Source organism: Microbacterium luteolum (assembly GCF_039533965.1).
GTDB lineage: Bacteria > Actinomycetota > Actinomycetes > Actinomycetales > Microbacteriaceae > Microbacterium > Microbacterium luteolum.
Genome location: NZ_BAAAUN010000001.1, coordinates 3,069,464 through 3,092,905, shown reverse-complemented (window position 1 = coordinate 3,092,905; position 23,442 = coordinate 3,069,464). Strand labels below are relative to the sequence as shown.

Genomic DNA, 23,442 nt, shown 5'->3' with positions numbered 1-23,442 from the left:
AGCTCCTGTCGGCTTGCTGGCGACCCCGACTAGGCCCGAGCGGATGCGGATGCGGATGCCGCGGCGGCAGCCGCAGCCGGCAGTGCGGCCTCGATGAATCCGAGCTCCTCGTCGCTGTGCGCGGCCGTGAGGAACCAGGCCTCGAAGACGCTCGGCGGCAGTGCCACGCCCTGCTCGCGCATGGAGTGGAAGAACGGCGCATACCGGAACGACTCCTGAGCCTGCGCCTCGGCGTAGTCGCGCGGCGCGGTGGCGCGGAAAGACGCGTTGAACAGGTTTCCAACCGTGGCGACGGCGTGGGTGACTCCGGCATCCGAGAGGGCGGCGTCGAGAGCCGCCACCAGACGAGCGGATGCCGCGTCCACCGTCGCGTACACCTCCGGCGTCGCGAGGCGCAGCGTGGCCAGGCCCGCCGCGACCGACAGCGGATTGCCCGAGAGCGTGCCCGCCTGGTAGACCGGCCCGAGAGGGGCGAGAAGATCCATGACCTCGGCGCGGCCACCGAGCGCGGCCAGCGGCATCCCTCCGCCGACGACCTTGCCGAACGTGATGATGTCCGGCAGGTACTCCTCGCCTGCCGCGGCCTGCAGGCCCCAGTATCCCGCCGAGTGCACGCGGAATCCGGTGAGCACCTCGTCGAGGATCATCAGCGCCCCGTGAGCGTGCGCGGTCTCGGCGATGAGGCGGTTGAACCCGGGGAGCGGGGCGACGACACCCATGTTCGCCGCGGCGGCCTCGACGATGACGGCCGCGATGCGCGGGCCGTGCTCGGCGAACACGGCCGCCAGTGCCTCCGGATCGTTGTATCCGATCACCAGCGTCTGGGCGGCGATCGGAGCCGGAACGCCGGCCGAACCGGGGAGCGCGAGCGTCGCGACGCCCGAGCCCGCCTCGGCGAGCAGGCCGTCGGAGTGCCCGTGGTAGTTGCCGGCGAACTTCACGAGCAGATCGCGACCCGTGGCACCACGGGCCAACCGGATCGCCGTCATGGTCGCTTCGGTGCCCGTCGACACCAGACGCACGCGCTCGACCGGGCGGACGTCGCCGAAGCGCACCCGGTCGGCGATCAGCGCGGCCAGCTCGACCTCACCCTCGGTCGGAGCGCCGAACGACAACCCGCGGGTGGCGGCCTCTTGCACGGCGGCGACGACCTCCGGGTGCGCGTGCCCGAGCAGCGCCGGACCCCACGAGGCGACGAGGTCGACATACGCGCGACCCGCGGCATCCGTGACCCGTGCACCCGAGGCCGACGCGAGGAAGCGCGGCGTGCCGCCGACCGAGCCGTACGCGCGCACCGGCGAGTTGACCCCGCCGGGGATCACCGCGCGGGCAGCGGAGAACAGGTCGTCATTGCGGTCGGTCATCAGGGCCCTTCGAGAGAATGCGCCGGATGCTCAGGCGCGCAGCCAGCGGGCGGCTTCCGTCGCCCAGTAGGTCAGAACAGTGTCGGCACCCGCACGGCGGATGGAGAGCAGGGACTCCAGCACGGCAGCACGACGGTCGATCCAGCCGTTCGCGGATGCGGCCTCGATCATGGCGTACTCGCCGGACACCTGGTATGCCCACACCGGAATATTGACGGTGTCGCGCACCTCGCGCAGCACGTCGAGGAAGGCCATCGCGGGCTTGACCATGACGATGTCCGCACCCTCGGCCTCGTCGACGACGGCCTCGCGCACGCCCTCGCGACGGTTGCCGGGATCCAGCTGGTACGTGCGGCGGTCGCCCTTCAGCTGCGAGTCCACCGCCTCGCGGAACGGTCCGTAGAACGCGCTCGCGTACTTCGCCGCGTAGGCCAGCAGCAGCGTGTCGGTGAAACCCTCGGCGTCCAGCGCCGCGCGGATCACGGCGACCTGGCCGTCCATCATGCCGGAGAGACCGAGCAGCTGCGACCCCGCCCTCGCCTGCGCGAGCGCCATCGACGCGTAGCGCTCGAGCGTCGCGTCGTTGTCGACCGCGCCCTCGGCGTCCAGGACACCGCAGTGCCCGTGATCGGTGAACTCGTCGAGACACAGATCCGTCTGCACGACGAGGGCGTCGCCGACCTCGGCAGCCAGAGCCTCCGTCGCGACGTTCAGGATGCCCTGCGGGTCGTCGGCTCCGGATCCGCGGGCATCTCGCACGGCGGGGACACCGAACAGCATCACGCCCCCGACACCCGTCTCCGCGGCTTCGACAGCAGCGGCACGGAGAGAGTCGATCGAATGCTGGGCCACACCCGGCATCGATCCGATCGCCACGGGCTCCGTGAGACCCTCGCGCACGAACAGGGGCAGCACGAGCTGCCGCGGCTCCAGCGACGTCTCGCGGACCAGATCGCGGACGGCGCGCGACTGGCGCAGCCGCCTCAGGCGGACCTCGGGGAAGCTCACGGCGCGAACTCGTCAGCCGCGTGCGGAAGAGTGAAGTGCGACACCGCATCGATGAGCGCGTCGACGGTTTGTCGGTCGGCGACGACCGACACCGGCAGGCCCGCCTTGAGGGCGTCGCGCGCCGTGCGCGGGCCGATCGCGGCGAGCAGCGTCTCGTCGGGGATCTCCGGGAACTGCTCGCGCACCTGCTCGGCGACCGAGCCGCTCGTCACGAGGATCGCGTTGATCCTGCCGTTCTCGACATCCCGGCGGATCCGCTCCGTGACCGGGACGCCGACCGTGCGGTACGCGACGACGCTCGAGACATCGTGCCCCGCGTTCGACAGCTGCACGCTGAGCACGGGCTTCGCGATCTCGCTGCGCAGCGCGAGGATGCGGCGAGGCTCCGTCTCCAGGGCGATCAGCTGCTCGGCCATCCCCTCGGCGGAGTTGTCCTGCGTCGGCACCAGCGCGACCTCGTACCCGACAGCCTGCAGGGCCGCCGCGGTGGTCTCGCCGACCGCCGCGATCCGCGTCGTCGGAGGAACGACCGCGCGATGCGCGAACAGCACGTCGACGGTCGTGGCGCTCGTGACCGTCAGCCAGTCGAACGCACCGGCCGCGAGCTGCTCCAGTGCGACGTCGAGCCCCGCCTGGTCGTTGGTCGGGGCGAAGTTGATGAGGGGTGCGACGACCGGCACCGCACCCTGGGCGCGCAGGCTCGCGGCGACGCCGTCGCCCCACGGCCCGCCACGGGGCACGAGGATGCGCCAGCCGTACAGCGGTAGGTCCTGCTTGGTATCGGATGTCATGAAGATTGCTCTCGGGAGACGAGTCCAGCCGCCCCTTGATCGAGCAGCCGACGGGCAACAGTGAACCCCAGCTCGCGCGCTGCGCGCATCGGGTCTGCACCATCGGCAGCATCCGCTCCATTGCCACTGCCGTTCCGACGAATATACTCCCCGTTCAGGGCTTCGGTGACGTCGAGGCCGATCCGCCGCCCTCCATCGGGCGCGTAGACCACCGTCCTGACGCGGATCGCGGCCCCTTCGACCACCGCGTGAGCCGCCATCGGAGCCTGGCATCCGGCATCCAGCCCCTCGAGCACCGCGCGCTCCACCGTGATGGCGAGTCGGGTCTCCTCGTCGTCCAGGGCAGCGAGGGCGGCGAGCAGCTCGTCCGGAGCATCCGTCCGCGTCTCGACCGCCAGGGATCCCTGGCCCGGTGCCGTCGGCCACTCGGCGAGGCCGAGCTCCTCCCGGCGGAGGCGCGAGTCCGTCCCGAGCCGGGAGAGTCCCGCGGCGGCGAGGATCACGGCGTCCAGCTCGCCGGACGCGACCCGCGCGAGGCGGGAGTCGACGTTGCCCCGGATGTCGACGACCTCGGCGTACGGCGCCCGTCGGTGCACCTGAGCGATCCGTCGAGGCGAGCCGGTGCCGACTGTGCTGCCCGAACGCAGTTCGTGCAGCGGGATGCCGAGGCGGGTCAGCACCACATCGCGCGCATCCTCGCGCTTCGGCGTCGCCGCGATCATCAGACCGTCGGGAATGGCGGTCGGCAGATCCTTGAGCGAGTGCACGAGGAAGTCGCACTCCCCCGCGAACAGCGCCTCGCGCAGTCGCGTGGCGAAGATGCCCTGGCCGCCGATCTCGGAGAGCGACGCACGGTTCGTGTCGCCTTCGCTGGTGATCGGGACGAGCTCGACCGGGCGCCCCGACACCTTCTCGAGGGCGGCGGCGACGTGACCGGACTGCGCCTGCGCGAGCGCGCTGCGCCGGGTACCCAGGCGGATCGGGGTGCTCATCGGGCGGCCTACTGCAGCACGTCCGCGATCTCGTCGAAGCGCAGACGGCGCCCGGTGTAGAAGGGCACCTCCTCCTTCACGTAGAGACGCGCGTCGGTGTAACGGAGATCGCGCATGAGGTCGACGAGCTCGGTGACGTCGTCAGCCTCGAGCGGCAGCAGCCACTCGTAGTCGCCCAGAGCGAATGCGGCGACCGTGTTCGCGATGACGCCCGTGAATGCGGCGCCCTTGCGTCCGTGGTCGGCGAGCATCTTGCGACGCTCCTCCTCGGGGGCGAGATACCACTCGGGGGTGCGCACGAACGGGTAGAGGCAGAGCCAGTCCTTCGGCTCGACGCCGCGAAGGAACCCCGGCACGTGCGCGCGGTTGAACTCGGCGTCGCGGTGCACGCCCATCACGTTCCAGACCGGGAGCAGCGAGCGCAGCAGCTCCGTGCGGCGCAGGCGACGAAGCGCCTTCTGCAGCTCCTCGGCCGTCTCGCCGTGCAGCCACACCATGAGGTCGGCGTCGGCCTTCAGCCCCGAGACGTCATAGAAGCCGCGGACGGTGACGCCGGAGTCCTCGACGTACGAGACGATCGTCTCGAGTTCGGTCGAGTCGGACTCGGTGACGGGGACATCGGGATTGCGTCGCCACACGGCCCAGAGGGTGAATCCGGACGGGTTCTCTTCGAGCGCTTCGGACATGTCTCCAGTCTGCCCCCTTTGCCGAGGTCCCGCGAACGCGGGGCCTCAGCGCGAGATCACGCGGGCGATGACCCAGACGAGCCCGCCGACCGCCGCCGCGATGCCGATCACGGCCGCGGCCGCGCCGATCGGGTTGCGGTCGGCGAAGACGCGCGCCTTCGCGATGCCGCGCGTCGATGCCTTCTCGATGCGACGGGGGATGTTGCCCTTGACCTCGATCGCGGCGAGCGCAGCCTTCAGCTCGGCACGCGCGGATTCCCGCGGATCGACGATGCCCGCCGGGACGACGGTGCGCGGTACGAGCGAGTCAGAATTCGTCATCGCCGGCCTCCTTCACGATTCGGATGTCCTGCGCGACCGCCTGGGCGGGATTCTGACGTCGGAGGACCTTGCGGAACTTCAGGATGCCGAGCAGAGCGAACAGCAGCACGGCGACGATCAGGATGCCGAAGACCGCCAGAGCCGACAGCCAGACCGGCCACCACGACGAGAGTCCGGCGATCGCGAAGACGAGGATGACCGGCACGGCCCAGAAGAGGAAGAAGAGCGCGACGAGGAACCAGACGGAACCGATGCCGGCGTCTTTCGCGGTCTTCGAGATCCACGCCTTGGCCGAGTCGATCTCGGCTTTGACGAGATTCGTGACGAGTTCGGGCAGATCGCCGAGCAGCGTCAGCAGACTGTCATCGGCGCGGTCCCGGTATCCGCGAGGCATCTCAGGCGCCGGGCTTCTTCGGAGCAGGCTTCTTCGCCGCCGGCTTCGCAGCGGAGGAGGACGTGTTCGCCTTCGCCTTCACTTCGTCCACGGCGTCGTCGGCGGCATCGGCCACCTCTTCCGCGGCCTCCTTGCCGGAGGCGATCACGGCGTCGAGCTTCTGCCCGGGAGTGCCGTTGCTCTTGACGGACTTGACGACCTTCACTGCACCTGTCCACAGCGCGCCGGGAACGGCCGCAGCCTTGTCACCGACGAAGCCCTTGACCTTGTCGACCTGCTCCTGCACGGGGTCCAGGTGATAGAGCTTGAGCCACTGCGTCTTGATCTGCTCATACCGCTCGCGCCCGGCACGAGTGCCGAGGACGTAGCCGACGCCGAGTCCTACGACGAGTCCGATCTTCCCCTTCATGGGGTCTCCTCACGTTGTTCGAGTCCTGCGGGTCAGGTACACAGCGTAACCCCGTATGCCGAATTCGGCATCTAAACGACCGAGGGGTTGACACATGGTGGTTGTTCACTCCCACAACAGGGTGCGACGCAGGCGATCGGCCTCGTCCTTCGCGTCCGGGATCACCTGCGCGAGGCCGGTGCCGGCGAGCCAGGCGCCGACGACCGCGAGACCGGGAACGGCCTGCACGGCGGCTCGCGCGGCGGCCCGACGCTCGCCCGATCCGATGATCGAGGCGGGCTGCGACTGGACGTAGCGCGCGCGGTGCGCGGCGAGCAGAGAACCAGGGGCGAGAGGCACGCCGAGCAGCGCGGATGCCTCGCGCAGCGCGAGTTCCGCCGCGTCGTCGTCGCTCAGATCCGCGGTCGCGGCGGGCTCGCCCTGCGCGCCGAACGAGACGCGCACGATCTCGCGATCGCCGGCGGCTTCGCGCAGCCAGCCCCACTTCGCGGTGGAGTGCGTGAGCGCCTTGGCGGTGTGGCTGCCCGGCACGGTCAGGACTCCGGTGCCGCGCGGCGGGACACGGAGAGTCGGCGCATCGAGCAGCAGCGTCACGATCTCGATCTCCGGCGACGACGAAGGCGCAGCGTGTGCGAGGGCGGGGACGCCGGGAGTGAGCAGCGCTCGTGCCGCGGCCTCCGAGGTGGCGACGATGACCGCATCCGCGGTGAACGAGAGGGGCTCCTCGGCTTCCTCGTCAGCGTCGGCGTCGGGATCGGGCTCGATCTCTGCCTCGACCGTCCAGCCGGCGTCGATCCTCCGGACACTCTGCACGCGCACGCCGGTGCGCACCTCGGCACCGAACCGGTCCAGATCCTCCACCAGCGCATCGACGAGCACGCTCATGCCGCCGACGAGTCCCTCGACCGCGGCGCCCGGTGCCTTCGCGGCACCGCCCGCACCGTCACGGAGCGCTTGCACGGCGCCGGAGAGCGAGCCCACCCGCGTGAGTGCGGCGTTGAGCCCCGGGGCGGCGATGTCGACATCGACATCGTCGGGTGAGGCGGAGTAGACGCCGGTCGTGACGGGGGCGACGAGACGGTCGCGGACCTTGGCGCCCATGCGCGATGCGACGAGCTTGCCGAGGCTGAGCTGATGCCCGATCGTCAGGGGCGGGCGCACCCGGTCGAGATAGGCGCGCCACGCGCCCGACCAGCCGATGACGCGACGCACGTCGTCCTGGAACGGATTCGCCGGGACACCCAGGATGCCGCCGACCGGGAGCGGCGCGGCGCCCACGCCCGGGATGCCGGCGAGCCAGGCGCTCCCTGCCTCGGGCGCGACGATGCGATCGGTCAGGCCGAGCTCCTCCAGCAGCGCACGCACGTGGCCGCCCCTGGTCGCGAAGCTCTCGGCACCGGCATCCAGCGCGACGCCGTCGAGATCGGCCCGGCGGATCGCGCCGCCGACGGCATCCGCCTCTTCGAGCAGCGTGACCCGTATGCCGACCTTCGCGCACTCGCGCGCCGCGATGAGACCGCCGATGCCGCCGCCGACGACGAGGACGTGCCTCTCGGCGGCGCGAGCGGCGAGGTCGGCGGGGTCGCGGGAGGAGTCGACGGTCATGCCGTCAATTCTCGCATCGGCGCCGATCAGGCCTCGACGGGCGTCGCGGTGCCGCGGCCGCGCTTGCGGACCTCGCGGAGCACGATCTGCTCGGGGCACACCGTGGAGAGGAAGTCGCCGACGGAGAGCGCCAGCCGCTCGCCGACAAGCGAGTAGAGGATGCGGTTGCCGTCGCGTCGCTCGCTCACGAGGCCTGCCTGACGGAGCACGCTCAGGTGCCGGGAGATGGTCGGCCCGCTCGCCGAGAACCGCGAGGCGATCTCGCCGGCCGCGAGCTCGCCGGCTTTGAGGTCCTGCAGGATCTGCCGACGGGTGGGGTGGGCCAGCGCTGCGAAGATGTCGGACGCGCTATCTGCCATGTTTGCAATATAGCACCTTCGCTAGATACTCTTTAGCTGCATAGCTAATAAGCGAAGGAGCGACACCATGAGAGTTGCGATCACGGGCGGAAGCGGGTTCGTCGGGCGGCACCTGGCCGAGCGCTTCGACGACGCGGTGGTGATCTCTCGCCGCAACGGAGTGGAGATCACCGACGTCGACGCCCTCGCCGCCGCCTTCGAAGGGTGCGACGCGGTGGCGCACTGCGCCGGCATCAACCGCGAGATCGGGGATCAGACGTTCCGGCGGGTGCACGTCGAGGGGACGAGGGTCGTCGTCGAGGCCGCGCGTCGCGCGGGCGTCCGGCGTATCGTGATGGTCAGCTTCCTGCGGGCACGCCCCGACTGCGGCTCCGGCTATCACGAGTCCAACTGGGAGGCCGAGGAGATCGTGCGCGCCTCCGGCATCCCGCACACGATCCTGAAGTCGGGGATGATCTACGGCCCCGGCGACCACATGGTCGATCACGTCACCCGCGCCGTGCGGACCCTGCCCCTGTTCTGGACGGTCGGCTACCGCGAGCGCACCGCCCGCCCCGTGCCGATCGACGACGCTGTCGACGTGCTGGTCGCGGCTCTCGAGGGGCGCATCCCCGACCCGACGGTCGCCGTGATGGGGGTCGACGAGGTGACTCTCGGCGAGGCCATCCGCCGCATCGCGCGGGTCGCCGGGCGTCGTCCGGCGTTCCTCCCCGTCCCCGTGTGGACCGTCCGAGTGCTCGCGCAGCTCACGGAGTGGATCATGGTCGTCCCGCTGGTCGCGAAGGCGCAGGCGCGGATGCTGGCCGAGGGCGTCAGCGAGGCCGCGCCGCCGGCCCCCGAGGTGCCCGTCGGTCTCCGCCCTTCACGCCCGTTCAGCGACGAGCGCATCCGCGCGGCACTGCCCGAGGGGCGCTTCGGGCTGTCCGACCTGCGGCTCGCCCGACGGATTCAGCGCTCCGCGTGGACCAGTTCGACGATGCGCGTGAGCTGATCGGGGTCGGTCTCGGGCGGAACACCGTGACCGAGGTTGAGGATGTGGGCGCGTGCGGCGCGCCCGCGCTCCAGCACGTCGCGCACGTGCGCCTCGAGCACCGACCAGGGCGCGGAGAGCAGCGCGGGGTCGATGTTGCCCTGCACCGTGACATCCGGTCCGAGGATCGCGGCGGCCTCGTCGAGCGGCTGCCGCCAGTCGACACCGACGCCGTCGGCCACACCGTCGAGGCGCATGTCGCCCAGGAACGGCCCGGTGCCGACGCCGAAGTGGATGGTCGGGATGCCGATGCCCTGAAGGGCGGCGTGCGAGTGCGGCGCGACGTAGGCGCGGTAGTCGGCCGGGCTGAGCGATCCCGCCCAGCTGTCGAAGAGCTGCACCACGGATGCTCCGGCGTCGCGCTGCGTCTCCAGGAAGCGGCGCGACACCCGGGCGAGCCAGCCGGCGAGGCGGTTCCACGACTCCGGGTCGGCGTGCATCATGGCCCGCGCGCGCAGGTGCTCCTTCGACGGCCCGCCCTCGACGAGGTAGGCGGCGAGCGTGAACGGTGCCCCGGCGAAGCCGATCAGCGGGGTGTCTCCCAATTCGGCCGTGACGAGGCGGACGGCCTCGGCGATGGCCGTCCCGTCCAGCGACTCCGGGTCGATGGCCGTGATCCGGTCGACGTCGGATGCCGTGCGCACCGGGTTCGCGAACACCGGACCACGTCCGGGCTCGATCTCGACCTCGACACCCGCGAGGCGCAGCGGGATGACGATGTCGCTGAAGAACACCGCGGCGTCGACGCCGTGTCGGCGGACGGGCTGCAGGGTGATCTCGGCCGCCAGGTCGGGCGTGAGGCAGGCGTCCAGCATCCGCGTTCCGACCCGCAGCTCGCGGTACTCGGGCAGTGACCGGCCGGCCTGACGCATGAACCACACCGGGGTGTGGGCGGGGCGGTCGCCTGCGAGGGCGCGCAGCAGCGGAGCGTCGGAGAGGGCCATGACTCCATCCTCCCATCCGGTCGTTATGAGTCCGCGGAGACGTCCTGCCCCAGGCTCCGGTAGAATCGACGGGTGCTGCTGTGTGTGACGGCGAGTCACAAGACCGCCTCCTTCGAATTGCTCGAACGCCTGAGCCGCACCCCCGACGACGTCGCCTCCACTCTCGTGGACATGACACCGTGCGTGCAGGGTGCGGTCGTTCTGGCGACCTGCAATCGTTTCGAGGCCTACGTCGAGATGGATGAGCCGGTCACGGCCGCCGGCGCGATCGGCGTCGAAGCCGTGCTCGAAGCCGTCGAGTCGACGACCGGTGTCCGCGCCGCCGAGTTCGAGGGCGCCTATGCGGTGCACTCCGGCCGTCGGGTCGCGGAGCACCTCTTCTCCGTGGCATCAGGGCTCGAATCCGTCGTCTCCGGCGAGGGCGAGATCGCCGGCCAGGTGCGCCGCGCGCTGAAGTCCGCACGCAAGGACGGCACCACCTCCCCCGAGCTCGAGCGCCTGTTCCAGCGCGCGAGCCAGGCGCAGCGCAAGGTCAAGAACGTCACGGCACTCGGTCGCGCCGGACGCTCCCTCGTGCGCCTCGCCCTGGAACTGGCCGACAGCCGCATCGCCGACTGGTCCGCCGAGCGCGTTCTGCTCGTCGGAACCGGGGCCTACGCCGCCGTCACCCTCGCCACGCTGCGCGAACGCGGCGCCGTCGACATCTCGGTGTACTCGCCCTCCGGCCGCGCCGAGGTGTTCGCCGCGAAGCACGGCATCCGCCCGGTCGCCGCCGCCGAGTACGCCCGCGCCGCGGCGCACTCGAGCCTGCTGATCACCTGCACGACCGCGACCGAGCCCGTGCTCGGGCCGGTGCACCTGCAGCACCCGGTCGGCATCGCCGCCGTCGGATGCCCGGTCCCGCCGACGGGCTCAGGAACCCACAGCCAGCTGGTCGTCGACCTCGGCATGCCGCGCAACGTCGACCCCGCCGTCGGCGCTCTCGACGGCGTCGCCCTGCTCGACCTTGAGACCATCCGCCTGCACGCGCCGCTCGAAGAACTGCAGGCGACGGATGCCGCGCGCAGCGTCGTGCGTGAAGCCGCCGACACGTTCCACGTCGTCGGCGCCCGGCAGAGCGTGACCCCGTCGGTGGTCGCACTGCGCACACACATGTTCTCGCTCCTCGAGTCCGAGATCGCCCGTGCGCGCGCCCGCGGCGACGACGACGGCCGCGTCGAGCAGGCGCTCCGCCACCTCACCGGAGTGCTCCTCCACACGCCGACCACGCGTGCGCACGAACTGGCCGCCGCCGGTCGCGCAGACGAGTTCGCCGCCGCGCTGGGGGCTCTCTACGGCATCGACCCCGTCGAACCGGCCGCCGAGCAGGGGCCCGAGTCCTCGATCGCGTAACGGTGCCGCTCCGGACCAGGGGGTGCGCAGACCTGCGGTCCCTCATCGGTCACTCGGCGAGCAACGATGCGATCGCCGCACGCACGCGGGGAAGATCGGCGTTGAGCGTGGCCCACACCGCGTCGTAATCAGTCGCCTCGTAGTGATGCGCGAGCCGATCGCGCATGCGCTTGATGCTCGACCAGGGCACCTGCGGGTTCGCGACGATCGTTTCATCGCTCAGCCGCGCGACGTTCTCACCGATCTTGATGATGATCGATTCGGCCGCAAGCCCGGGTGTGTTGAGATCATCCGAGACGTACCATTCGTGGCCTCGACCGGCGAGTCGCGTGCCGCTGTCGCACAACCGCAAGATCTCACGCAACGACCGTTCGTCCCTATCGCTCACGCGGCCACCGCTGACCGGAGGATCGGATGATCAGCGGGGAGCCCTCCGTCTGTGACCACGTCGACCGCGACACCGAGCAGCTGTTCGGCGGCGACGGAGAACTCGGCGATCGTCAGCAATCCCACGTGCGGTGCGCGCGTGACAAGGATATCGAGGTCGCTCTGCGTGGTGTCCGTGCCCTGCCCTGCGGAGCCGAACACGCGCACGTTACTCAATCCGTACTCCGCAGCGAGCTCTTTGAGTTCGTCACGATGCCGTTCGAGCGCTTCGTGAGGCAAGGGGCTCATGGCCGACCGCAGCCGATCGACCATCGCCGCAGACGGATTCCGCCGCCCGGACTCGTAAGCCGCGATGTTCGGCTGCGCAACGCCGCTGCGTAGCGCGAGCTGCGCTTGGCTGAGCCCAGCTCGCTCGCGTGACTCACGCAGCGTTTCACTCATATCACGATGATATCGCGCCTGCGGACTCGAGGGAAGGGCGAAAGAGGGCGGTCACCACTGGCAGACTTGCTGCATGGCCCTTCACATCACCGGAGACAACGCCGCCGACGAGCTGCTGACCGACAACCCGCTGGCTCTGCTGGTCGGGATGCTGCTGGATCAGCAGGTGCCGATGGAGACCGCGTTCGCCGGTCCGCTCAAGATCGAGCAGCGCACCGGAGCGACGGATGCCGCCGCGATCGCCGGCATGGCACCCGACGAGTTCCTCGCGGCCTTCCAGCAGACTCCCGCGGTGCACCGCTTCCCCGGTTCGATGGCGACGCGCGTGCAGACCCTGTGCCAGACGCTCGTCGATGACTGGGATGGGGATGCCAGCGCGCTCTGGACCCGCCCTTCGACGGGCTCAGGGACCCAGCCGTCTGGCGCCGAGGTGCTGAAGCGCCTCAAGTCGCTTCCCGGATTCGGCGAGCAGAAGGCCAAGATCTTCCTCGCGCTCCTCGGCAAGCAGTACGGTTTCACGGGCGAAGGCTGGCGCGAGGCAGCCGGCGCCTATGGCGAGGACGGATCGTTCCGCAGCGTCGCCGACATCGTGTCGCCCGAGTCGCTGACGAAGGTGCGGGAGCACAAGAAGGCGATGAAGGCTGCCGCGAAGGAAGCGAAGGCGTGACATGGAGCCGACCGGTACCGACGTCACGGGCCTGATCGCCCGCTCCTCCCCCGCGGTCCGTCGGCGCGATGCCGAGACGCTGACCGCCCTGATGCAGGAGATCTCGGGCCGCGAACCCGCGACCTGGGGCACGATCATCGGCTTCGGCTCCTGTCATTACCGCTACCCGACCGGCACGGAGGGCGACACCGGGCTCCTCGCCTTCGCCCCGCGCAAGGCGTCGACGACGATCTATCTGCTCGACGGCACCGATGCCCACGCTGAGGCTCTCGCGCAGCTCGGCCCGCACACGACCGGTGTCAGCTGCGTCTACATCAAGGACCTCGAGCAGATCGACCTCGACGTGCTCCGCGGCATCCTGCAGCGTTCGCTCGCCTGGGCGGAGTCCGGCGGCACGGACGAGGTGCAGATCGAGGTCACGAGCTGAGCGCCGTCACGGTGCGCGAAGCCACCGGTGACGACTGGCCGCAGATCTGGCCGATCATCCGCGAGGTCATCCGCGAGCAGACGACCTTCGCCTACGACCCCGGCATGGGTGAGGCCGACGCACGCCGGATGTGGATGCTGGGCGCTCCGGCGCGAACCGTCGTCGCGGTGTCCGACGATCAGGTGCTCGGCACCGCGAACATGTACCCCAATCGTCCGGGCCCGGGGTCCCATGTGGCATCCGCGAGCTTCATGGTGGACGCCGCCGCGAGAGGGCGTCGCGTGGGACGCACCCTCGTGGAGGACATGATCGACTGGGCGCGGCGCGGAGGCTTCGCGGCAGTGCAGTTCAACGCGGTGGTCGAGACGAACGTATCCGCCGTCCACCTGTACGAGGTTCTCGGCTTCCGCACGATCGGCATCGCACCCGGCGCCTTCCGGCATCCGATCGAAGGCGATGTGGGCCTGCGAATCATGTGGCTCGACCTGCACGACGAGGCCCCGCTCCGCTGAGATCAGCGGGGCGGGGCCTCGGGGCGGTCACGCTCAGCGCAACCCGGCGAAGAACGCGCGGATGTCGCCGGCGACGAGATCCGGACGCTCGAGGGCCGCGAAGTGCCCGCCCTCGTCGAAGCGGCTCCAGTGCACGATGTTCGAGTTGTCGCGCTCGGCGAAGACCCGGATCGTCTGGAAGTCGTCCTTGAACACGGCGACCCCGGTCGGAGCGGCGTTGATCTGCGGCGCCGCGTCCTCGCCACCGTCGGCGCGGGCGTTCTCCAGGTAGCTGCGGCTCATGCCGGATGCCGCGTTGGCGAACCAGTTGACGCTGACCTCGAGCAGGATCTGCTCGAGCGACACGAGCGAGGTGCCGTTGCCGAACGAGTTGAACAGCTCGCTGTAGGCGAGCAGCCCGATCGGGGAGTCGCTGATGCCGACCGAGACGGTCTGCGGACGCGAGGAGTTCATCGTGTTGTAGCCGCCAACCGACTGGAACCACTGCATGTGCTCGAGCCCGGCGTAGTCCTGCGGCTCGAGCCGCTCGAACTCGGACGGGTCGCCCGAGGGGAACGAGAACAGCTGCAGCACGTGCAGCCCGAGGAACCCCTCCGGGTTGAGCAGGCCGAGCTCACGCGCGACCATCGCACCGTTGTCGGAGCCGTGGATGCCGTAGCTGTCGTAGCCCAGGCCGCGCATCAGCTGGTCGTACGCCTCCGCGACCTTCGCGGTGGTCCAGCCGGCGGAGGCCAGCGGCTGCGAGAAGCCGTAGCCGGGTGCGTCCGGGATCACGACGTCGAAGGCGTCCTCGGCGCGGCCGCCGTGCGCCACCGGATCGACGAGCCGGTCGATCACGTCGAGGTAGTCGACCGCCGATCCCGGGTAGGTGTGCGCGAGCAGCAGCGGCGTCGCGCCCCCCTCGGCGGAGCGGACGTGGAGGAAGTGGATCGTCTGTCCGTCGATCTCGGTCGTGAAGTTCGGGACGGCGTTGATCCGCTCCTGGGCGGCTGCCCAGTCGAAGGAGCGCCACGCCTCGATGGCCTCGCGGAGGTAGGAGTTGGGGGTGCCGGCATCCCAGTCGTCGGTGGGAGAGGGCTGGGGAAGCCGAGTGCGGGCGAGACGATCCTGCAGATCGGCGATCTCGGCGTCGGAGACCGAGACGGTGAAGGGGCGGATGCTGAGGGGAGCGGTTGTGTTGTTCATGTCTCCGACGATATTCGCGCATTAGGTAGGATATGTTCCTAATAAAAGAACTTTCTCGAAGGGATTCTCATGGCCGATCCCACCGCCCGGCTTCTCGCCCTCCTCTCGCTGCTGCAGACGGGCCCTGAGCGCTCCGGGCGCGACCTGGCGGAGCGGCTGTGTGTCTCCTCTCGCACGATCCGGCACGACGTCGATCGCCTGCGCGAGCTCGGCTATCCGGTCGACGCGACGCGGGGAGCCGTCGGCGGCTACCGGCTCGGCGCCGGAGGGAAGCTGCCCCCGCTGCTCCTCGACGATGAGGAGGCCGTGGCCGTCACCGTGGGTCTGCGCGCCGCGGCGGGCATCGCCGGCGTCGAGGAGTCCGGTGCACGCGCGCTCGCGAAGCTCGAGCAGGTGCTGCCGTCGCACCTGCGCCCCGTGGTCGACGCGCTGAAGACGACCATCGATCGCGCCCCCGAGAACAACGACACCGACGCCCCAGACCCCGTGGTCGATGCGACCGTCCTGCGCGAGATCGCCGGCGCCATCCGCAACGAGGAATGGCTGCGCTTCGACTACCAGGACGCGCCGGTACTGGTAGAGCCCTATCGACTGCTCACCTGGCATCGCCGGTGGTACCTGGTCGGGCGCGACCCGCAGACCGGCGAATGGCACACGTACCGGGTCGATTGGATGGAACTGCGGATGCCGACCCGACGGCGCTTCGATCCGCAGCCGCTGCCCGGCGGGGACTACACCGCGTTCATGATGCGCACGATCGCCGAGAGCGGCTGGAAGGTCCATGCGCGGCTGCGCATCGACGCATCCGCGGAGTCCGTGCTCGACCGCATCCATCCCGCGGTCGGCGTCGTGGAGCCGATCGACGAGGACCACTGCGTGCTGGTGACCGGCGCCGACAGCCTCGACACGGTCGCGGCCTACATCGGGATGCTGATGATGGACTTCACGGTGGAATCGCCGCCGGAGCTCATCCCCCGCCTGCAGGTGCTCTCGGAGCGCTACGCCCGAGCGGTCGCGGGATCCGCGGTTCCCTGAGCCGGCTCCGGTTCAGCGCAGCACTTCGACCAGCGCGACCCATGACACCACGATCGCGGAGACGATCGCCAACAGGCAGCCGGCCGCGGCGAGGTACAGCCCCGCGGGGTGTCCGGCCCAGACCAGCGCGCCGGCGGCGAGGTAGGCGAACAGCGGCAGGAAGCCCACCAGGTACTTGAGCGGGCGGGCCTGATCGGCGGGGTCGGGGTCGGTCGCGATGAGCCGTGTCGCGTGCACCTGGAAGATCGCCGCCAGGACCGTCACGAAGATGGTCACCACCCCGAACCAGAACCGGTCGATCCCGGGCACGAGGCTGATGGCCGAGACCGCCAGGGCGAGCACGAGCGCGGCGATACCTGCCAGCAGTCGTGCGGTGAGCGTGCGCGACTTGATGATCTCGCCGATGTTCACGCTCGAGGCGACGATCACGAGACCCACCAGTGCGGCCGTCGCACCCGCCATCGCGACGTTGAACTCGCTCCACTCCTCGATCATGCCGCCAGCATAGCGGCGGCGATCAGGCGCCCTTCAGACGCTCCGCGAGGTAGGCGTGCAGGCCGTCGATCGAGACGCGCTCCTGCGCCATCGTGTCGCGGTCGCGCACGGTGACGGCGTGGTCGTCGAGCGAGTCGAAGTCGACCGTGACACAGAACGGCGTGCCGATCTCGTCCTGGCGGCGGTAGCGGCGACCGATGGCGCCGGCGTCGTCGAAGTCGACCGCCCACGAGCTGCGGAGGGTGTCCGCGACCTCACGCGCGAGCGGCGAGAGCCGCTCGTTGCGCGAGAGCGGCAGCACCGCGGCCTTGACGGGGGCGAGACGCGGGTCGAGCTTCAGCACGGTGCGCACGTCGGAGCCGCCCTTCGCGTTCGGCACCTCCTCCTCGCGGTACGCGTCGACGAGGAACGCCATCATGGCGCGCGTGAGGCCGAACGACGGCTCGATCACGTACGGGGTGTAGCGCTCGCCCGTGGCCTGGTCGAAGTACGTCAGGCTCGTGCCGGATGCCTCGCTGTGGCTCGACAGGTCGTAGTCGGTGCGGTTGGCGACGCCCATGAGCTCGCCCCACTCCTTGCCGGTGAAGCCGAACTTGTACTCGACGTCGATGGTGCCGGCGGAGTAGTGTGCGCGGTCGTCCTCCGGCACATCGAACTGACGCATGTTCTCGGGGTCGATGCCCAGATCGATGAACCAGTTCCAGCACGCCTCGACCCAGTGCTCGAACCACTGCTGCGCATCGGCGGGCGGCGTGAAGAACTCGATCTCCATCTGCTCGAACTCGCGGGTGCGGAAGATGAAGTTACCGGGAGTGATCTCGTTGCGGAACGCCTTGCCGACCTGGCCGATGCCGAACGGCGGCTTCTTGCGGCTCGCGGTGAGCACGTTCGAGAAGTTCACGAAGATGCCCTGCGCGGTCTCGGGGCGCAGGAAGTACATCCCGGACTCGTCGTCCACCACGCCGAGATAAGTCTTCACGAGACCGGAGAAGGCCTTGGGCTCGGTGTACTGGCCCTTCGTGCCGCAGTTGGGGCACGGGATGTCGGCGAGGCCGTTCTCGGCCTTGCGGCCCTTGCGCGCCTCGAAGTCCTCGATGAGGTTGTCGGCACGGAAGCGCTTGTGGCACTGCAGGCACTCGACCAGCGGGTCGGTGAAGGTCGCGACGTGACCTGATGCCTCCCATACGCGCTTGGGGAGGATGATCGAGGAGTCGAGGCCGACCATGTCGCCGCGGCCGCGCACGAACGTCTGCCACCACTGCCGACGGATGTTCTCCTTGAGCTCGGTGCCGAGGGGGCCGTAGTCCCATGCAGAACGGGAGCCGCCGTAGATCTCACCGGCCTGGAACACGAACCCGCGGTGGCGGGCGAGGGCGATGACCTTTTCGAGGCGGGACTGTTCGGCCATGGTGGCTCCAATGGTCGGAAGCGGGAGAACCCGTGAGCACGGGCACCTCCATTCTATCCGCCACGATGCGGGGTCCCTCGGCCGAGAACTGGGTCCCTGAGCCCGTCGAAGGGTACCGTCTTGGGATGAGCACTGCGCAGCCGACCGGTCGGACCCGCGACGACGACACCCGATTCTTCGGACAACCCTGGTCGCTGGTCCACATCTTCGGCGTGGAGATGTGGGAGCGGTTCAGCTTCTACGGCATGCAGGGCATCCTGCTCATCTACCTCTACTACTCCGCCACCCAGGGTGGACTCGGCATCCCCGAAGCCGTGGCCGGTGGCATCGTCGGCGCCTACGGCGGATCGGTCTACCTCGCCACCATCCTCGGCGCCTGGCTCGCGGATCGACTGTTCGGTTCCGAGCGCGTGCTGTTCGTCAGCGCCATCGTGATCGTCGCCGGTCACATCGCACTCGCGTTGATCCCCGGCGTCCTCGGCGTCGGCGTCGGCCTGGTGCTCGTCGCCCTCGGCTCCGGTGGGCTCAAGGCGAACGCCACCTCGGTCGTCGGAACGCTCTACGCGCCGGACGACACCCGGCGCGACGCCGGCTTCTCGCTGTTCTACCTCGGGATCAACCTCGGCGGCTTCCTCGGCCCCATCCTGACCGGCATCCTGCAGTCGACCCTGGGCTTCCACTGGGGCTTCGGTCTGGCGGCTGTCGGAATGACCCTCGGCCTGGTGCAGTACTCGTTCGGCCGCCGGTCCCTGCCGGCAGCCGCACGTGTGGTGCCGAACCCGCTGCCCTCGTCGCGCTACCGTCTCGTCATCGTGATCGCGGTCACCGCCGTCGTGCTCATCGCGGTGCTCGTGCTGCTCGGAGTCATCCGCGCCGACAACCTCGCCCCCATCGTCATCGGCGTCACGGTCGTCGCAGCGATCGCGTATTTCACGGTGATCCTGCGCAGTCCCCGCATCGACGCGACCGAGCGGTCGCGCGTATGGGGCTTCCTGCCGCTGTTCATCACCAGCGTGGCGTTCTGGTCGCTGTACCAGCAGCAGTTCACGGTGCTCACGATCTACTCCGACAAGCGCCTGGACCGCTCGCTCTTCGGCTGGGAGATGCCGGTCTCGTGGGTGCAGTCGATCAACCCGGTCTTCATCATCATCCTGTCCGGCGTCTTCGCCGCCCTCTGGACCAGGCTGGGGAAGCGGCAGCCCTCGACGCCGGTGAAGTTCGGCCTCGCCGCGATCATCATGGGCTCGGCATTCCTGCTGTTCCTCCCGTTCGCGGGCGGAGGAGAGAACACCACACCGGTGCTGGCGATCGTCGGCATCCTGTTCGTGTTCACCGTCGCCGAGCTGCTGCTCTCGCCCGTCGGGCTGTCGGCGAGCACGAAGCTCGCTCCGGCCGTGTTCCAGACGCAGATGGTGGCCCTGTTCTTCCTCTCGGTCGCGCTGGGCACCGCGATCTCCGGGCAGCTCGTGGCCTTCTACGACCCGGAGAACGAGGTGCCGTACTTCTCGATCCTCGGCGTCATCGCCATCGTCGTCGGCGTCGGCCTGCTGCTGGCCGTGAAGCCGGTCCTGAAGCTCATGAAGGGCGTGCGCTGATGGAACAGCGCATGAGCTTCCTCACCCTCGCCGTCTCGGATCTGGCGCGCAGTCGCGAGTTCTACGTCGACGGTCTCGGCTGGGAGCCGATCTTCTCCGGGGACGACGTGATCATGTTCCCGGTCGCCGACCGGATGATCCTGTCCCTGTGGTCGATCGAGGGGTTCACGGCCGAGATCGGTGAAGCTCCCGCATCCGGGGTCGCGCCGGTCACCCTCGCGCACAACCTGGCGACCCCCGCCGAGGTCGATGCCGTGCTGTCCGAAGCCGCACGGCTGGGCGCACCGGTCGTCTCGGGGCAGCGCCGCGAGTGGGGCGGATACTCGGGCTATTTCAGCGACCCCGACGGATTCCGTTGGGAGATCGCGGTGAATCCGGGCGAAACCGGAGACTTCGTGCTGCCTCCGCGCTGAGAGCCCTGCGTCACTCGGTGAAGAGGTAGCCCCGCTCGACGTCGAACCCGGCGATGCGGAGGCCGCGACCGAGCAGCCCTTCCATCTCGCCCCGCAGACGCATGCGCCATTCGTGGGCGGCGTCGGGGTCGGAGACGCGCAGCGACTCGATGTCCGCGGGGATCTCGAGGGTCTGGACGACCGTGTCGGATACCGGGGGCTTCGCGATGTCGGCGAGCGCCCACTCGACGTCGAGGCGGTCGCTCTCGTCGCCCGCGTCCCCGCCGCCGAAGATGCCGTAATGGTTGACCGAGTATCCGGTGGCCCGGGCTCCCAGCACCGAGAAGAAGAAATGCGCGTTGCGCGCCACGAGCGGATCGAACGTCCACGTGATGCGGCCGACGTCGCGCGAGAACGCCCACTGCCGCTGGTGCTCCTTGAGCTCGCGGCCCCAGCCGCGGCCGCGGTACTCGGGCAGCAGCGCGGTGATGTGCGAGTGCATCGCGCGCCGGGCCGGCTCTCCGAAGAAGGCGATGGATGCACCGACCATGCGCTCGTCGTCGCCCTCGCCGTCGAAGAAGCCGACGACGTAGTTCCCGGACTGCTGCAGGGCGCGCAGGGTGCCGGCATCGACGACGCGCTGCGGCCCCCTGATGGAGTCGAGCAGACCCTGCGCGTCGAGGATGAGTTCAACGGTGTCGAGATCGCGGATGGTTCGCACGAACCCAGTCTGCCCCTCCTCGGCCGGTTCGAGGAATCGGAACCCGCGATCACACCTCGCGCAGTGCGTCGCGATCGAGCTGCGAGACCGACGTCAGGCCCGCGAGACCCAGGGTGATGTCGAGTTCGGCGAGCACGTTGCGCACGACCTCGCGCACACCCGTCTCCCCCGCGATGCCGAGGCCGTAGGCGTAAGGGCGCCCGAGGGCGACGACCGTGGCACCCAGCGCGAGGGCGATGGCGGCATCCGCCCCTCCCCGCACGCCGGAGTCGAAGACGATCGGCACCCGCCCGGCCACGCGTTCGGCGATCTCGGGCAGCACCGCGAGCGTCGGCACCGACTGATCGATCTGTCGGCCGCCGTGGTTGGAGATCCAGATGCCGTCCATCCCGGCATCCAGAGCGCTCTGCGCGTCGTCGGGGTGCACGATGCCCTTGAGGATGATCGGCAGGCTCGTCCATTCCCGCGCCTTCGCCAGATCGTCCCAGGTGACCGCCGGGGTCGAGAACACGTCGAGGAAGGTCTCGACCGCGGCCCGCGGCAGCGGGGACCGCAGATTGTCGCGCAGCGAGCCGCCTCCGGTGAGCGGCGCGCCCTTCCTCGCGATCGTGAGTGCAGCGGCGACAGCTTTCGGCGTGACCTTCACGGCTGCGGCATCCGCCTTCGGCACCGACGCGCGTTCGCGGACGAGCTGCTGGAAGACCGGGTCGCTCGTGTACTGGGCGATCCCCATCCCCCGCGTGAACGGCAGATACGCGAGATCGAGATCGCGCGTGCGCCAGCCCAGCAGGTGCGTGTCGAGAGTGACGACGATCGCCTCGCAGCCGGACGCCTCGGCCCGGGCGAGCAGCGAGCGGTTCAGGTCGTCCGACGCCGACCAGTACAGCTGGAACAGGCGGGAGCCCTGTGGCGCGGCATCCGCCACCTGCTCCATCGGGAACGACGCCTGGTTCGAGAGCGTGTACGGGATGCCAACGGATGCCGCTGCCCTCGCCACCGCGAGATCCGCGTCGGCGTGCGCCATCTCCATGACCCCGAGGGGCGCGAGCAGGAGCGGCGTCGGGCGCCTCCTGCCGAGGAAGTCGACGCCGAGATCGCGCTCGGAGACGTCGCGCAGCGGTCGCGGCCACACCTGCCACCGCCCGAAGGCCGCGCGGTTCGCCGCCATGGTGCGCTCGGCGCCCGCCCCGCCCGCGATGTACGCGAAGGCCTCGGCGCTCAGCTCCTTCCGGGCCTCGGACTCCAGCGCCGCGGAAGCGACGGGCACCGCCGGCTTCGTTCCGCTGATGCCGGCGCGGTAGATGTCGGACTGGGTACGCCGGGAGATGCCGCGGCCGGCGGCGGGATCGTCCGGAGCGACGCTGCTCGTGACCATGACCACATGTTAGTCACGGCCGTTCGACCCCGCCGCTCGGGAGCGCCGATAGCCTTGGTCGGTGGGTGCGAACGAGGACAAGGCCAGAAGACGTCTCTCGAGAACCCCGCCGAAGTGGGCGATCGTCGCGGTCCTCGCGTTCGCCGGACTCTGCTCGTCGTTCATGTTCACGCTCGTGGTGCCGCTGCAGGCGGAGCTCCCGCAGCTGCTGAACGCCTCGCGCGAGGACACCACCTGGGTCGTCACGATCACGCTCCTGGTCGCCGCCGTGGCCACTCCGATCTCCGGACGCCTCGGCGACATGTACGGCAAGCGCCGCGTCGTGATCGTGCTGCTCGCCCTCCTCATCGCGGGCTCCCTCATCGCGGCGCTCTCGGGATCGATCGTCGGCGTCATCATCGGGCGAGCGCTGCAGGGCGCGGTGACGGGCGTCGTGCCGCTCGGCATCGCCATCATGCGCGACGTCCTCCCGCCCGCACGCCTCGGCACCGCCGTCGCGCTGATGAGCGCCACGATGGGGGTCGGCGGCGCGATCGGGCTTCCGGTCGCCGCGCTGCTCGCCGAGCACGCCGACTGGCACATGCTCTTCTGGCTCGCCGCCGCGCTCGGCGTGGTGGGACTCGCGCTCGTGCTGGCCGTCATCCCGGAGGACGTGCTGCGCTCTCCCGGCCGCCTCGACGTGCTCGGCGCCATCGGCCTCGCGATCGGCCTCACCGGGATCCTCCTCTTCGTCTCCCGCGGCGCGGAATGGGGCTGGACGTCACCCGTGACGCTCGCGTGCATCATCGGCGGCGTCATCGTCCTGCTGGTCTGGGGCTGGTACCAGCTGCGCACGAAGGACCCGCTGCTCGACCTGCGGGTCGCGGCGCGGCCCGCCGTGCTCTTCACGAACATCGCCGCGATCGGGATGGGCTTCGCGCTGTTCGGATCGAACATCACGTTCCCGCAGCTCCTCGAGATGCCCGCGTCGAGCTCGGGGTTCGGCCTCGACATGGTCGGGGCGTCGCTCATCGTGATGCCCGCCGGCCTGGTGATGATGGTCATCTCGCCGCTCTCCGGCCGGCTGGAGCGCACGGTCGGTCCCCGCCCGCTCTTCACGATCGGTGCCACCGCGATCGTGCTCTCCTACCTGTTCGTGCTGCTGTGGTCGAGTGAGGTCTGGCACATCTTCGTCGCCAACATCCTCATCGGCGTGGGTATCGGCTTCAGCTTCGCGGCCATGCCGATGATCATCATGCGGTCGGTCCCCGCGAACGAGACCGGCGCCTCGAACGGCCTGAACGCCCTGTTCCGCTCGATCGGCACGTCCAGCGCGTCAGCCGTGATGGGCGGGATCCTCGCGGCGATGAGCGTGGATGCCGGCGGGGTCGCCGTGCCCACGCGCGCCGCCTTCGACGTGTGCTTCTGGCTCGCGATCGCCGCAGGCCTCGTCGCCGTGGTGCTGTCGCTGTTCATCCCGCGCCAGCGCAGCGCCGAGCAGCATCCGTCGCTGCCCGGCTGACGCTTC

General features: G+C 69.9%; 27 protein-coding genes. 9 read left to right on the top strand and 18 right to left on the bottom strand.

From position 1 onward, the window contains the following. Nucleotides 1-29: 29 nt before the first annotated feature. The 10 genes from ABD648_RS14990 to ABD648_RS14945 form a co-directional block, all read right to left on the bottom strand. A complete protein-coding gene (locus ABD648_RS14990) occupies nucleotides 30-1,364 on the bottom strand; it encodes a glutamate-1-semialdehyde 2,1-aminomutase (protein WP_282215754.1) in 1,335 nt (444 codons plus the stop codon). A 30-nt stretch (nucleotides 1,365-1,394) separates the two neighbouring features. After that, entirely contained in the window at nucleotides 1,395-2,372 is a 978-nt protein-coding gene (hemB, locus tag ABD648_RS14985) for a porphobilinogen synthase (protein ID WP_282215753.1), read from the bottom strand. Then, nucleotides 2,369-3,163, bottom strand: coding sequence for a uroporphyrinogen-III synthase (locus ABD648_RS14980; RefSeq protein ID WP_282215752.1), 795 nt, complete (start codon nucleotides 3,161-3,163; stop codon nucleotides 2,369-2,371). Before ABD648_RS14980 ends, hemB begins: the two co-directional genes overlap by 4 nt. Next, nucleotides 3,160-4,155: a hydroxymethylbilane synthase gene (hemC, locus tag ABD648_RS14975; protein ID WP_282215751.1), complete on the bottom strand. Its 996-nt coding sequence runs from the start codon at nucleotides 4,153-4,155 to the stop codon at nucleotides 3,160-3,162. Before hemC ends, ABD648_RS14980 begins: the two co-directional genes overlap by 4 nt. A gap of 8 nt (nucleotides 4,156-4,163) precedes the next feature. Then, entirely contained in the window at nucleotides 4,164-4,841 is a 678-nt protein-coding gene (gene hemQ, locus ABD648_RS14970) for a hydrogen peroxide-dependent heme synthase (protein ID WP_282215750.1), read from the bottom strand. A gap of 45 nt (nucleotides 4,842-4,886) precedes the next feature. Next, nucleotides 4,887-5,162: a hypothetical protein gene (locus ABD648_RS14965; protein WP_282215749.1), complete on the bottom strand. Its 276-nt coding sequence runs from the start codon at nucleotides 5,160-5,162 to the stop codon at nucleotides 4,887-4,889. Then, a complete protein-coding gene (locus tag ABD648_RS14960; protein WP_282215748.1) occupies nucleotides 5,149-5,556 on the bottom strand; it encodes a phage holin family protein in 408 nt (135 codons plus the stop codon). The genes ABD648_RS14965 and ABD648_RS14960 overlap by 14 nt, the downstream gene beginning before the upstream one ends. 1 nt (nucleotide 5,557) lies before the next feature. Then, nucleotides 5,558-5,965, bottom strand: a complete 408-nt coding sequence (locus tag ABD648_RS14955; RefSeq protein ID WP_282215747.1) for a hypothetical protein — start codon at nucleotides 5,963-5,965, stop codon at nucleotides 5,558-5,560. Nucleotides 5,966-6,070: 105 nt separating this feature from the next. After that, on the bottom strand, nucleotides 6,071-7,570 hold the full coding sequence (locus ABD648_RS14950; protein WP_282215746.1) for a protoporphyrinogen/coproporphyrinogen oxidase: 1,500 nt from the start codon (nucleotides 7,568-7,570) through the stop codon (nucleotides 6,071-6,073). Nucleotides 7,571-7,596: 26 nt separating this feature from the next. Next, a complete protein-coding gene (locus tag ABD648_RS14945; RefSeq protein WP_282215745.1) occupies nucleotides 7,597-7,929 on the bottom strand; it encodes a metalloregulator ArsR/SmtB family transcription factor in 333 nt (110 codons plus the stop codon). Between the two features lie 67 nt (nucleotides 7,930-7,996). Between ABD648_RS14945 and ABD648_RS14940 the strand changes: the two genes are divergently transcribed. Continuing rightward, nucleotides 7,997-8,920, top strand: a complete 924-nt coding sequence (locus ABD648_RS14940; protein WP_282215744.1) for an NAD(P)H-binding protein — start codon at nucleotides 7,997-7,999, stop codon at nucleotides 8,918-8,920. Here ABD648_RS14940 and hemE read toward each other — a convergent pair. After that, nucleotides 8,878-9,903, bottom strand: a complete 1,026-nt coding sequence (gene hemE, locus ABD648_RS14935; RefSeq protein ID WP_282215743.1) for a uroporphyrinogen decarboxylase — start codon at nucleotides 9,901-9,903, stop codon at nucleotides 8,878-8,880. The two genes, ABD648_RS14940 and hemE, sit on opposite strands and share 43 nt — an antisense overlap. 72 nt (nucleotides 9,904-9,975) lie before the next feature. Here hemE and ABD648_RS14930 point away from each other — a divergent pair, with 72 nt between their 5' ends. Next, nucleotides 9,976-11,295: a glutamyl-tRNA reductase gene (locus tag ABD648_RS14930; protein WP_282215742.1), complete on the top strand. Its 1,320-nt coding sequence runs from the start codon at nucleotides 9,976-9,978 to the stop codon at nucleotides 11,293-11,295. A gap of 49 nt (nucleotides 11,296-11,344) precedes the next feature. On the opposite strand, the gene ABD648_RS14925 is transcribed toward ABD648_RS14930, so the two are convergent. Both ABD648_RS14925 and ABD648_RS14920 read right to left on the bottom strand, forming a co-directional pair. Next, nucleotides 11,345-11,659, bottom strand: coding sequence for a HepT-like ribonuclease domain-containing protein (locus tag ABD648_RS14925; RefSeq protein ID WP_282215741.1), 315 nt, complete (start codon nucleotides 11,657-11,659; stop codon nucleotides 11,345-11,347). Between the two features lie 20 nt (nucleotides 11,660-11,679). Beyond that, entirely contained in the window at nucleotides 11,680-12,123 is a 444-nt protein-coding gene (locus tag ABD648_RS14920) for an XRE family transcriptional regulator (RefSeq protein WP_282215740.1), read from the bottom strand. Between the two features lie 73 nt (nucleotides 12,124-12,196). Here ABD648_RS14920 and ABD648_RS14915 point away from each other — a divergent pair, with 73 nt between their 5' ends. Genes ABD648_RS14915 through ABD648_RS14905 form a run of 3 tightly spaced genes read left to right on the top strand, consistent with a single transcriptional unit; the run spans nucleotide 12,197 to nucleotide 13,729 of the window. Then, nucleotides 12,197-12,790: an HhH-GPD-type base excision DNA repair protein gene (locus ABD648_RS14915; protein ID WP_282215739.1), complete on the top strand. Its 594-nt coding sequence runs from the start codon at nucleotides 12,197-12,199 to the stop codon at nucleotides 12,788-12,790. Between the two features lies 1 nt (nucleotide 12,791). After that, the gene (locus ABD648_RS14910) at nucleotides 12,792-13,217 is read left to right on the top strand and encodes a DUF1801 domain-containing protein (RefSeq protein WP_282215738.1); all 426 of its coding nucleotides are present in this window, start codon (nucleotides 12,792-12,794) and stop codon (nucleotides 13,215-13,217) included. Nucleotides 13,218-13,228: 11 nt separating this feature from the next. Continuing rightward, complete coding sequence (locus tag ABD648_RS14905; RefSeq protein WP_344709403.1) at nucleotides 13,229-13,729, top strand: GNAT family N-acetyltransferase; 501 nt, start codon at nucleotides 13,229-13,231, stop codon at nucleotides 13,727-13,729. A gap of 33 nt (nucleotides 13,730-13,762) precedes the next feature. Here the strand turns inward: ABD648_RS14905 and ABD648_RS14900 are convergent, their stop codons facing one another. Further along, on the bottom strand, nucleotides 13,763-14,914 hold the full coding sequence (locus ABD648_RS14900) for an epoxide hydrolase family protein (RefSeq protein ID WP_282215737.1): 1,152 nt from the start codon (nucleotides 14,912-14,914) through the stop codon (nucleotides 13,763-13,765). A gap of 69 nt (nucleotides 14,915-14,983) precedes the next feature. Here ABD648_RS14900 and ABD648_RS14895 point away from each other — a divergent pair, with 69 nt between their 5' ends. Next, nucleotides 14,984-15,949 carry a helix-turn-helix transcriptional regulator gene (locus ABD648_RS14895; protein ID WP_282215736.1) on the top strand — a complete coding sequence of 322 codons (966 nt, stop codon included), beginning with the start codon at nucleotides 14,984-14,986 and terminating at the stop codon, nucleotides 15,947-15,949. 12 nt (nucleotides 15,950-15,961) lie between these two features. Here the strand turns inward: ABD648_RS14895 and ABD648_RS14890 are convergent, their stop codons facing one another. Together ABD648_RS14890 and ABD648_RS14885 are read right to left on the bottom strand one after the other, a co-directional pair. Then, the gene (locus ABD648_RS14890; RefSeq protein ID WP_282215735.1) at nucleotides 15,962-16,444 is read right to left on the bottom strand and encodes a hypothetical protein; all 483 of its coding nucleotides are present in this window, start codon (nucleotides 16,442-16,444) and stop codon (nucleotides 15,962-15,964) included. 22 nt (nucleotides 16,445-16,466) lie between these two features. Further along, nucleotides 16,467-17,852, bottom strand: coding sequence for a glycine--tRNA ligase (locus tag ABD648_RS14885; protein ID WP_282215734.1), 1,386 nt, complete (start codon nucleotides 17,850-17,852; stop codon nucleotides 16,467-16,469). A gap of 125 nt (nucleotides 17,853-17,977) precedes the next feature. On the opposite strand from ABD648_RS14885, the gene ABD648_RS14880 reads away from it, so the two are divergent. Beyond that, complete coding sequence (locus tag ABD648_RS14880; RefSeq protein WP_282215733.1) at nucleotides 17,978-19,447, top strand: peptide MFS transporter; 1,470 nt, start codon at nucleotides 17,978-17,980, stop codon at nucleotides 19,445-19,447. Nucleotides 19,448-19,458: 11 nt separating this feature from the next. After that, the gene (locus tag ABD648_RS14875; protein WP_282215732.1) at nucleotides 19,459-19,860 is read left to right on the top strand and encodes a VOC family protein; all 402 of its coding nucleotides are present in this window, start codon (nucleotides 19,459-19,461) and stop codon (nucleotides 19,858-19,860) included. 10 nt (nucleotides 19,861-19,870) lie between these two features. Here ABD648_RS14875 and ABD648_RS14870 read toward each other — a convergent pair whose 3' ends face one another. Both ABD648_RS14870 and ABD648_RS14865 read right to left on the bottom strand, forming a co-directional pair. Then, nucleotides 19,871-20,560 carry a GNAT family N-acetyltransferase gene (locus ABD648_RS14870; protein WP_282215731.1) on the bottom strand — a complete coding sequence of 230 codons (690 nt, stop codon included), beginning with the start codon at nucleotides 20,558-20,560 and terminating at the stop codon, nucleotides 19,871-19,873. A 49-nt stretch (nucleotides 20,561-20,609) separates the two neighbouring features. Further along, nucleotides 20,610-21,935 carry an alpha-hydroxy-acid oxidizing protein gene (locus ABD648_RS14865; protein ID WP_282215730.1) on the bottom strand — a complete coding sequence of 442 codons (1,326 nt, stop codon included), beginning with the start codon at nucleotides 21,933-21,935 and terminating at the stop codon, nucleotides 20,610-20,612. A gap of 61 nt (nucleotides 21,936-21,996) precedes the next feature. On the opposite strand from ABD648_RS14865, the gene ABD648_RS14860 reads away from it, so the two are divergent. Beyond that, a complete protein-coding gene (locus ABD648_RS14860) occupies nucleotides 21,997-23,436 on the top strand; it encodes an MFS transporter (protein ID WP_282215729.1) in 1,440 nt (479 codons plus the stop codon). Nucleotides 23,437-23,442 lie beyond the last annotated feature (6 nt).